The 10303-nt window shown below is 60.2% G+C and carries 9 protein-coding genes and 2 pseudogenes; 2 read left to right on the plus strand and 9 right to left on the minus strand.

Going from position 1 to position 10303, the window contains the following annotated elements; genetic code table 11:
* Positions 1 to 61 precede the first annotated feature (61 nt).
* A pseudogene (locus N5I32_RS21085) lies at positions 62 to 520 on the plus strand (MurR/RpiR family transcriptional regulator); the annotation flags it as partial.
* 391 nt (positions 521 to 911) lie between these two features.
* Here the strand turns inward: N5I32_RS21085 and N5I32_RS21090 are convergent.
* The 8 genes from N5I32_RS21090 to N5I32_RS21120 all read right to left on the minus strand — a co-directional run bounded on the left by N5I32_RS21090 (position 912) and on the right by N5I32_RS21120 (position 8733).
* Complete coding sequence (locus N5I32_RS21090; RefSeq protein ID WP_024845481.1) at positions 912 to 1256, minus strand: RidA family protein; 345 nt, start codon at positions 1254 to 1256, stop codon at positions 912 to 914.
* A gap of 189 nt (positions 1257 to 1445) precedes the next feature.
* Complete coding sequence (locus tag N5I32_RS21400) at positions 1446 to 3005, minus strand: FAD-dependent oxidoreductase (RefSeq protein WP_261497884.1); 1560 nt, start codon at positions 3003 to 3005, stop codon at positions 1446 to 1448.
* Positions 3006 to 3042: 37 nt separating this feature from the next.
* Complete coding sequence (locus tag N5I32_RS21100) at positions 3043 to 3861, minus strand: ABC transporter permease (protein ID WP_179922367.1); 819 nt, start codon at positions 3859 to 3861, stop codon at positions 3043 to 3045.
* Positions 3854 to 4705 carry an ABC transporter permease gene (locus tag N5I32_RS21105; RefSeq protein ID WP_261497885.1) on the minus strand — a complete coding sequence of 284 codons (852 nt, stop codon included), beginning with the start codon at positions 4703 to 4705 and terminating at the stop codon, positions 3854 to 3856. The genes N5I32_RS21100 and N5I32_RS21105 overlap by 8 nt, the downstream gene beginning before the upstream one ends.
* Complete coding sequence (locus tag N5I32_RS21110) at positions 4702 to 5781, minus strand: ABC transporter ATP-binding protein (RefSeq protein WP_261497886.1); 1080 nt, start codon at positions 5779 to 5781, stop codon at positions 4702 to 4704. The genes N5I32_RS21105 and N5I32_RS21110 overlap by 4 nt, the downstream gene beginning before the upstream one ends.
* A 56-nt stretch (positions 5782 to 5837) precedes the next feature.
* Positions 5838 to 6878 (minus strand): ABC transporter substrate-binding protein, encoded by a 1041-nt coding sequence (locus N5I32_RS21115; RefSeq protein ID WP_261497887.1) that lies wholly within the window; start codon positions 6876 to 6878, stop codon positions 5838 to 5840.
* 4 nt (positions 6879 to 6882) lie between these two features.
* Positions 6883 to 7407: an ethanolamine ammonia-lyase subunit EutB gene (gene eutB / locus N5I32_RS21440; RefSeq protein WP_369414380.1), complete on the minus strand. Its 525-nt coding sequence runs from the start codon at positions 7405 to 7407 to the stop codon at positions 6883 to 6885.
* Positions 7408 to 7413: 6 nt separating this feature from the next.
* Entirely contained in the window at positions 7414 to 8733 is a 1320-nt protein-coding gene (locus tag N5I32_RS21120) for an NAD(P)/FAD-dependent oxidoreductase (RefSeq protein WP_369414381.1), read from the minus strand.
* Between the two features lie 98 nt (positions 8734 to 8831).
* On the opposite strand from N5I32_RS21120, the gene N5I32_RS21125 reads away from it, so the two are divergent.
* Positions 8832 to 9548: a FadR/GntR family transcriptional regulator gene (locus N5I32_RS21125; RefSeq protein ID WP_024845488.1), complete on the plus strand. Its 717-nt coding sequence runs from the start codon at positions 8832 to 8834 to the stop codon at positions 9546 to 9548.
* A gap of 115 nt (positions 9549 to 9663) precedes the next feature.
* On the opposite strand, the pseudogene N5I32_RS21130 reads toward N5I32_RS21125, so the two are convergent.
* Positions 9664 to 9864: pseudogene (locus tag N5I32_RS21130) on the minus strand (DDE-type integrase/transposase/recombinase); the annotation flags it as partial.
* Positions 9865 to 10303 lie beyond the last annotated feature (439 nt).

The following is a 10303-nucleotide window of genomic DNA, read 5'->3' on the forward strand; positions in this document are numbered from 1 at the left end:
TCATTAACGACGTCGCTATGCACGTCTCTTAGGCCATCAGCCCGACCCAAGGCAGGCGGTAACAATCGGCCGGTTACTCACGAAGTCGCTCGCCGAATATCTTTTTACCCACTGCCAAGTGATCCGGCCAAACGTCACGCTAATCGCGCCGACGCCAAGCACCTGGCCGCACTACGCCCTAAACATGAAGGCTGGCGACGTATTGGTGATCTTCGACATCCGCCGCTACGAACACGAGATCGAGACGCTGAACCGCATCGCGGCGGAACGCGGCATGCATACGATCCTGTTCACCGACCGCTGGAAATCGCCGGTGGCAAAGACCGCCACCGTCGTCTTCCGCGTCGAGACTGAAGTTCCGTCGGCGTGGGATTCCTCCGTCGTGACGCTGTTCGTCGTCGAGGCTCTGATCGAGGCGCTGCAAAACTCGATATGGAAGACGACACGTGATCGCATGAGGGATCTCGAAGGATTGCTAGAAAAGAGCCAGCTGTTTCGCAAGCCGCGCGTGTTACTCTAAATAGCGTTCCGCCGCGCGCGAAAACCGCCTGCCAGCTAGAGCGTTTTGCGCGACCTCGAAAAGCTGAGCGCGCTGATCCACAACCGGGTAAAATCCGGACACGCAGCCGCACCGGCACGCAGGAAAAACTTGGCCGACAGCCAAGGAAACGGCCAAAATCTGATAAACTCGCGGCAAAAGTCATCCAGGCCGTCGCCGAGGGACGATCATACCGATGGATCGCCCGAGACCTTGGCATCAGCAAAACACCGTTCTCGAAATCATGAAACGGCATAGGCAGCAACCCTTAGACCAGATGACCATCCCGCGCCAGCGGGGTAGCTTCAACATGCCCGGAAAACCAAAAATGCTCATGAGAGGGTATCATTCTGCCCCATACGGAATCGGCCCCTCAGCGTACGGCCGAGACGACGATCTCGATCAGCACGTCCTTGCCCAGTTCAGCCACGCCGATGGTCGCGCGGGTCGGCAGATGCTCGGCGGGAAGCCATTCCAGCCAAGCCTCGTTCATACCTTCCTTCTGGTCGAAATCGGTGATGTAGAGCATCGCCGTCACCAGTTTTTCCTTGCTTGAGCCGACCTCGGCCAGCAGCTTGTCGATCTTGGCGCAGATCTGGGCGGTCTGGCCCTTCATGTCCTGGGCCAAGTCGTCGGCAATCAGCCCGCCGAAATGCAGGATGCCGCCTGCCTCGACGATGCGGTGGTTGATCCGGGTCGGGAAATGGCGCTGGATCATAGGGTTTCCTTTTCATTGGGAAGGGATTTAGGTGCTGTCGCCAACACTCGGCTTTGGGCTGGAAATCACCCGTGGCCTCGAACAGAGGTCCGCCTAACATGAGCACCTGACCGGAACAGAACTGGTGCAGATCCATGCAATCGCGCCAGCCGCACAGGCGATCTCAGTGAGTGAGAGACTGGACGCGTCTCAGGCGGAAGCCGAATAATTGGATTTTTCATCAAGCGTCACACGATGCTGTTCTTCAACATACCGGCAGAACGCCTCCATCTCGGCCGTGCACCGGCTTTCTGACCAGTCAAGCACTTCGCCCATGGCGGTGACAACGCGGGTGAGCAGGGCTGTGGTTACTAGGTTATCCCAGAACAACATGGTACGGCGACAAAGGATGTCGGTGGCGGAGCGCGCCTGTTCGGCGGTGATGAAATGCACAACCGCCGCGCGCAGCTCTACTTCGTCCGAATCCGGTCGGAGCGCCGGGGCCGGACGCGGAGCATAGTTGATCGCGCGGGCGGTGCCGGAGGGGCGTAGGACGCCATTGATGTTCTTAACAATCCGCCGCGCCGTCGCGCGGTGGTTGACAATGATGCCCCAGGTCACTGCGAGCAGGTTGCGCGCGCCGTCTTCGCCCATGTCGTGGAAGATGCTGAAAGGCAGGCGCTTGCCTTGGGGGCGCTCCGGATCAAAGGTAATCGGCCGGGCGCCGGCCCACGCCAGTTCGACCTTGACGTCAGCAATCGGCAGGTTAGGCAATAACGCCTGCGCCTCGCGCTTGAGAAAGGCGATGTCATCGTCATCGGGCGTTACCTTGTCCGGGTCGCCATCATAGATCGTCTCGGTCGGGCCGATATAGTGGTAGTCGCCCCAGGGTAGGCAGAAGATGTGCTCCCCAAGTGAGTTCTCCCCGGCGATCCCATGGCCACGATAGGTATCCGGCAGCTTTACAAGGATATGGACCCCCTTCATTGCCCGAACCCGAGGCGGTAGGTTATGCAGGCCAGGCACCATCCGGTTCGTGGCGTCGATCTCAATGCCGGCGAGGTTCAGCACATAGGCTGCCTCGACACGAGCCCGCCCTGTCGCGTCTTCGAGTTCAAGCTGCCAACCGGTCTTGCCGCGCTTCTCCAACGCGATCACGGAGGTGTAGTTGCGCACGACTGCCCCAAGATCCTCCGCGTGGAAACAGGCGTCCAGGGCAATGCGCTCGGGCCAGATGAACTGCTGGTCATTGAAAGCTACTACGGAGCGAATCTTTTCCGCATTGGCCAGATGAGGCACGAATGGATGCGGCGAAGCCACACCCTTCCAACGGCGATAGTTGATCGGGCTCCGGCCGCGGTTCATCAGTCGCACCAGCGCAGCGCCAATGTCAACGTGCCAGCCAGAGTAGCCCTGATGGGCATAGATCGGCAACGCGATGTCCATCGGCCGCAGATAGGGGCGAATTGTCTCGTAGAGCTCGCCCTGCGCCTCGGCCATCTCACGGGCGGTGCGCAGCTTCATCCAAAGTTGGCCTGGCGCACGCAGGAATTCCCAAACGTTCTTCTTTGGCGCGAGGAAGCGCAGGCCGCAATGTAGGATCCGTCCCGACCGGCTGGTTGCGCCACTGGCAAAGTCGTTGCGTTCGACCAAAAGCACCTGGTACCCCGCTGCGGCGAGATGCTGGGCCGCAGCGCAGCCGTTGATGCCGCCGCCGATAATCGCCACGTCGAAGGACCGGCCGTTAAGATCGTTAAGTTCGCTGCGCACGTTTCTTCTCCTTGTAGGCGGTTCGGTCTGACCGGACTCAACTCAGCCGGCCCACATTGGCCCGGTTGAGCCGCATCAGGACGGCCATCACCAGGATGACCATCAAAATCTCCATCACTGACACCGCTGCGATGGTGGGGTCGATTTGGAGGCGAATATTGTCGAACATCTTCTTCGGTAGGGTGCCAAAGGTCCCCGACAGGAACATCGCCACCACCAGCTCATCGAAGGAAGTGATGAAGGCGAGGAAGGCAGCGGAGAGTAGGCTCGGACGGATCTGCGGAATGGTGATGCGCCGGATCGCAGTTAGGCGGCTCGCCCCTAGACCCATGGCGGCAGTCTCCTGGTCTATGTCGTATTCCCGCAGGCTCGCCGTGAGGACGATTACTACAAATGGCAGGCACAAGATTGCATGGGCGAGGGCAATGCCGAACCAGTTGCCGACTAGGCCGAGCCTCGAAAACAGCGAGTACATGGACACTGAGTAGACGATCGAGGGTACGATCATTGGCGCAAGGGCGACCTTCTCCAGAGCCGGCCCCCACTTACGCAGGCCACGGGTGATGCCAAGCGCGAAGAGGAAGCCAACCGCGACCGAGATAACAGTCGCGACCACTCCGACCTGCAAGCTAAGGATCGTTGCGTCGATCCAGCTGTCCTGCGCGAAATATGTCTCGTACCAACGGGTCGAATAGCTCTCGGGTGGAAAGCTCAGATAGGAACCACCGCTGAAAGAAATCGGAATGACGATCAGCAAGGGAGTTAAGAGGAACAGGAAGGTCACCCAGGAAAAGATATGGTGCGCGACATTTCCAATTCGGCGGAGGAAGCGCGTACGGCTGCGACGCTCAAGCATGGACGCGCCCCCGAACCAGAAGTCTTGTAGAGAGCTTGATCAGCCAGAAGATCACCAAAACCATCGCGAGCAAGATGACGCAGAAGGTGCCGGCCATCGCCCAATTGAGGAAGGAGCCGGCCTGCTGTTCGATCAGAAGGGGGATTACCGGCACCCGACCGCCGCCGAGTAGCGCCGGCATAATGAAGACACCGAGAGACAGTACAAGCACCAAGCTAACCCCTGCTAGCACGCCGTGAATCGTTAATGGGATCAGAACCCGGGTCAGCGTCGAGAACGCGCCGGCACCTAGCCCTCGAGACGCCTCGAGCAGGCTGCGGTCGATCTTCGAGGCAGAGCTGTAGATCGGCAGCACCATGTAGGGCAGCAGGATGTGTACCATGCCTATGACGACTGCAAACTCGCTGTTCGACAAGCGTAGCGGCGTGTCGGTCAGCCCTAGTGCCATCAGCGCACTGTTGATCGGCCCATTGCGGCCGAGCAGCACCATCCAAGCGTAAGTGCGTACCAGCTGACTGGTCCAGAGCGGGATCAAGAGTAGGAAGAAAGCGACCATTCGGCTGCCGCCTGTCAGCCGGCACATGTAGAAGGCGAGCGGATAGGCAATCACGAGGTCGATCACAGTGACGATCACGGCGAGGCGCAGTGTGTTCAGGAATACCTGCATGTAAGTCCCACTGCTGACGACCCGCGCATAGTTCTCGATGTTGTCAGGATGCAGCGTAGTCAGAAACAGGGTAGCTAGCGGGTAGAAGAACAGAACCAGAAGCAGCATCGCGGCCGGAGCGGTCAACAGCATCCCCGTGGCACGGGGACCACGCAGGTGGACGAGCGCGCCGGTCATGCTGCGGACCGATCCGTGAGTGGACGGCAATCCGCCGGCGCCACGGTCAGCTGCAGGGTTTCACCCGGCTGGAAGATCGCGTCTTCACGTGCGATGGCTCGCACGCTAACCTCATCGCCCTGGGCAAGCCGCACCCGATAGACAGTGAAGCCGCCGACAAAGCTGCGATCAAGCACCTGCGCCGCAAAGACGTTAGCCTCTCGCGGATCGGCGGGAACGGAGGCCCGGCTGAGCGTGATGGCTTCGGGGCGGATCAGCATCCGGTTGCAGTCTGTGGGCGCGGCTAGCGAGAAATGCGCGCCCGAGGCCGCATAAAAACTGCGGCCTTTCGGAGCGCCCTCAAAAATATTCGACTCTCCGACAAAGGTCGCCACGGAGATTGAGTTCGGGTGGTAGTAGATCTCGGCGGGCGTACCGATCTGCCGGATTGCGCCGCCACCTATTACTGCGATGCGGTCGCTCATCACTAGCGCCTCCTCCTGGTCATGGGTGATGAAAATCGTCGTCAGCCCCAGCGAGCTCTGCAACTGCTTGACCTCCTGCTGCATGCTCTCACGCAGCCGGCGGTCAAGCGCGCTGAACGGTTCGTCGAGCAGCAGTAATGACGGCTCGAAGACTATGGCGCGAGCCAACGCCACGCGCTGCTGTTGGCCACCCGACAGCTGTCTGGGATAGCGGTCGCCGAAGACGCCGAGATGTACCGAATCGAGCGCGGCACGTGCGCGGTCGGCGGCAGCGCGGCGCGTGATCCGACGCATCTCGAGCGGGAACATGACGTTTTCCAACACGGTCAGGTGCGGGAACAATGCATAGTTCTGGAAGACCATGCCGATCTGCCGTTCCGCCGCCGATGCCCAAGTCATGTCCGCGCCGCGAATGCTGACCCGGCCAGAATCCGGCGTTTCGAAACCTGCGATGATGCGGAGGAGTGTTGTCTTTCCCGAGCCGCTGGCTCCGAGTAAGGTTAGGAACTCACCGGCGGCAACACGCAAGTCGATCTCTCTGAGCGCCTCCACCCGGCCATAGGTTTTACGGATTTTCTGGACATCCAGAACAGCTTGGTTTTCGTTGGTCATTCTCGCCCCCTGTTAGAGCGGACGCTTCCGTCCGCCCTGTACTTCTTCCAGCGGCGTTAGTTGTGGCCGAGCATCCAGGCAGTCCAGCGCTCGTTAACTGCCTCGCCGTTCTCCAGCCACCATTCCTGATCCATCCATACCTGTCGCGATGCGTTATTCGGGTGCAGCGGCAGCATCTCGCGGATTTCTTCCGGCACAAAATTAACGTGGTCCGGATCAGGGCCGGAAAGACCGAAGGCAAGGGCATATTTCGCTTGATTTTCAGGCTTAGCCATGATCGCGAAGAGCTGCTGTCCGTATTCAGCGTTCGGCGCGCCCTTGGGAATGGCGTAGGCCGCAGCCTTCAGAATGCCGCCGCCATATTCCATTTTGATCGGTGCGCCATTGCGAACGGCGGCGAAGAGCCGTGAATTCCAGCCGGTAGTTGCCACGACCTCGCCGTCGATCAGGAGCTGCGCTTGCTGCGCGCCAGTCGTCCACCAGGTGGCAACATGCGGATAGATCTCATCAAGCTTCGCGAAGGCACGATCGAGATCAAGCGGGTAGAGATCTGCCGGAGCAACGCCGTCGGCGAGAAGAGCGGCTTCAAGATTGTCAATTGGGTGGTTGCGCATCGCCCGCAAGCCAGGAAACCTTTCGACGTCCCAGAACTCCGCCCAGTTGGTCGGGCCCCCCTCAGGAAAGGCCTCCGTCGAATAGCCGATGATCGTCGAATAGCTCGAGATTGGATAGAGATACGGGTTCAGCGTTTCTGGCGGGAACTTCGAGCGGTCGACGATGGTGTCGTCGATTGGCTCTAGCAGGCCGAGTTCGATCGCGCGGCCAGCGTCCTCAGATTCCACCTCCGTCACGGTGTACTCAACGTTGCCGCTCTCGACCATCGCGCGCAGACGACCTAAATCGGCAGGACTGGAATCAAGGATCTTCACTCCAGTTGCAGCTTCGAAGTCGTTGAAATAGGCCTCGCGCAGCATTGGGCCGTTTTCCCCACCCGAGGTATTGACGATAATGCTCGCGGGCTTTTCTTGCGCGGCGGCGGGGGCGATCCCACCCGCCAGCGCGGCGATAGCCATGATCGTTAATCTGCAATGTTTCATCGGTCTACTCCTGGGTTGGGTGATGGTGAATAGATCTGCAGTGACGGCGGGACGGCCGCCCCCCGGGCTTTCGTCCAAAGCGCGACGTTAGACCCGGTGCGGGCCGGTCGCCGAGATCAGCTAGGCGAGCCGGACGTCGGCCTCGACAAAGTCCAGGCGGACGGATCCGTATATTGGACACGCAGTTGCCTTCAGCGTCACTGCAGGCGATCCAGGGTGCGGAGATGGAATATACCCCGCGAAACTCGCCGACCGTCAGATAAGCAAGCGGTGCGAAGGCGATGGCATCGCGGCCCCCTGGGATCAGCCGCCTACCATTGCCGACCTTACCAGGCGCGAGTGTCCTCTTAAGGAAGATTTTCGACGGAATGTCGAAGAAACAGCAACTCGTAACGGTCCATTTCTCGACCGAGTTAGCGCAAAGCTCTGCCAGCCAGTGACCAGCGTGTGGCAGACTCACTTTGGCGAGCAGAGCCCTCAGGTCCCCAAAGACGCAGTGCTGATGGTTGAGCGTCGTGTGGTACATCATAGGCCCTCAGAACCGGTCTGGGCGCAAGGGGCGCAAGTCTACGAGCGGCCGCCGCTCGTCAATAATGTCCGCCGCTAACCGCCCGGTGATTCCCGCGAGGGTCAGGCCAATGTGACCGTGGCCAAAGGCATAGATGATGCGTGGATCGACGGGCGACGGGCCAATGACGGGCAGTGAATCGGGCATTGAGGGGCGGAACCCGAGCCAGGTACGCCCAGTATTGCCGAGGCCAGGCAGAAGCTTCCGGGCCACGCGTTCAATAGCCGCGGTCCGAGCTGGACGCAGCGGCTTGCCGAGTCCTCCAAGCTCTACTGTTCCCGCCGCGCGCAGTCCCTCCGCGAGTGGTGTCATGTAGAAGCCGTGCTCGGGATAGCAGGTCGGCGCTGTCAGCAGTTGGCCGTCTGCAGGGAACAGCACGTGATAGCCGCGCTCTGTGTCGAGACGGACCCGGTCGCCAAAGCTGCGGGCAATCCGCCCGGACCAGGCGCCGGCTGCCAGCACCGCTCGCTCGACCCGCAGATTGTGATCGCCGCAGCGTAGAGTTAAGCCTTCAGTGTCGCGCTCGATGCCCCGGACGCCCGCGGCGACCAGCGTTCCACCATCCGTTAGAAAGCGTGCAAGCAGCCGCCGTGCATAGGTCAATGGATCGTCAATGGAGTACGCGTCCTCGAAGAGCAGGCCCTTGTGGTAGAGTGGGGCGAGGTTCGGCTCACGCGCTTGGATTTCCTCTCGCTCGAGGATGCGCATCTGCACGCCCTCGCGGTGGCGCAGCATGATTTCGGCTTGCGCTGCGTTAAAGCTGGCGGCGGAGCGATAGAGGTAGAGGCAGCCCGTCATCCGCCGCAAGTCGTCGGCGCCTGCGGCGGCGAACAGCGGCGCATGGCCCGCCTCGGCAAGCCGCAGCAGTTCCCCCAAAATCCCACCGATGCGACTAACTGCCTCGGGGTGGGCCGAGCGCAGAAAGCTTGCGAGCCAGGGCACGAGGCCGGGCAGGTCGCGCCAAGAGATTGTGAGCGGTCCTTGTCGGTCCAGCAACATTCGCGGAACTGCGCGCAGCACTCCTGGCGTTGCAACCGGAATGCAGGCTCCGAACGCCATGGTGCAGGCGTTGCCGAAGCTAGCCGCTTGGGCGTAGCCCCTGTTTGAGGTCGGCGCCGCCGGATCGACCAGCGTCACTCGATGTCCTGCCCGCTGCAGCCACAGCGCCGACGACAACCCAACCACGCCTGCGCCGATCACGCCGACGGACAGGCGTCGCTGCGTCCCGAGCGGCGGAAGGGGTGGGAGGACGGGCTGGGGAACGGCAAGCATACGGGCCCAAGACATTATCTATGATAGGTTCAAGCCAATAATCTTATCATTAGATGATTTGTCAATCTTTGATTTCCTGTCTATGATCGCTGCAAGGCATTCGGAGAACTGCAATGGCAGATTCAACTCGTAGGCCCTCGGTCTTTGCCTATACGCTCGACAAGCTGGGGCGGCAGATTGTTTCGGGACACTTCGGCGTGGAAGGGGTGATTCCGCGCGAGGCGAAGCTCTGCGAGCAGCTTGGCGCAAGCCGTGGCGTTCTGCGGGAGGTGCTGCGCGTGCTCGGCGACAAGGGGCTGGTCTCGGCCCAGCCCAAGGTCGGCATGCGCGTCCAGCCTGAAATCAACTGGAACTTGATGGACACTGATGTCCTAGACTGGCTTTGGGAGCACAGATCGCGGACCGACTACCTGCGGGAGTTCTTGGAGTTCCGGATGACCGTCGAACCCGCCGCTGCTCATGCCGCAGCGCTGAACGCCACTGAGGAGGAGCGCCGCGAAATTAGTTCACTCTGCGGTCGGCTGCAGGACGAGAGTGAGCGAATCATGGATGGTGCCTCGGACGAGCGGGCCCAGAAGGTCGACTTCCAGTTCCACATGGCGATTTTCCGTGCCTCGCGGAACCGGATGCTGATCAATGTCGGCAACATGATCGGCCATATTATGCGCCAGCAGATCGCGGTAACCACGTCGGCCCCAGGTGCCTTCCGTGAGGGCCTACCGCTGCACCGAGCGATAGCGGAGGCCATCGCACGTGGCGACGGCGAGGCGGCCGCCCAGGCGGCCGAGGAAAACGTACGGCTGACTCAGGTGCATTTGCAAAAAACGTGACTGCCGCCGCAGGTAGGTTGAGCGCTAATCATTGCGCGAGGGCTCTGATGCTGTAGGCGCCGGTTCTGTCGCAAACCGTCCGGCGTGGCAAAAGGCACCACTGACTTCCTCGGCTTCAGGCAGCCAACTGGCAGAACTGCTGAAACGGCCGCAGCTCGGGCCTGAACTGACCTTTGCGGATCATGTTCACGATCTCGATCCCTGCTGTGATCGAAGCGGCTGACGTGAAGCTCTTGAAGCCCAACATGGGTCTTACCCTGCGCTTGATGAAGCGATGGTCCTGCTCAACCAAATTGTTGAGGTACTTGATCCGCACCATCTCGATTGGGATCGGTGACCTGCCCCTGAACTTTCATCCAGCGGCAACTGGAGTCCGGTTCTATTTGCGCTGCTCCCCAACCTTGGACCGCCGGATGCTCGATTTTTCCGGGGAAGAGCACTTTGCAAATCTCATCCGAAATGGACCAATCAGACCGCCTGAGAAATACAGTTACTAACACTTACCACGTCTCGCGCTACGCATTGGATGATTGAATAAATCTATTCAGAAACGATTTGACAAACCGAATTTTCTGAAGGATTACCTTCATAATTTGGAGACTTCGATGGAACTTTTGGAGACTTCGGTGGAACCTTTGAACACGATTCTCAACGCAGATGTCGCGTTGCCTTTAAATCGGGTCATCCTCAATTTGTGTGGTGCAGAGGGAGCATTCGGGCCCTGAGCAAGTTCGGGCCGGCTCGCCCATACATCG

It is taken from the genome of Albidovulum sediminis (assembly GCF_025380365.1).
Lineage (GTDB): Bacteria > Pseudomonadota > Alphaproteobacteria > Rhodobacterales > Rhodobacteraceae > Albidovulum > Albidovulum sediminis.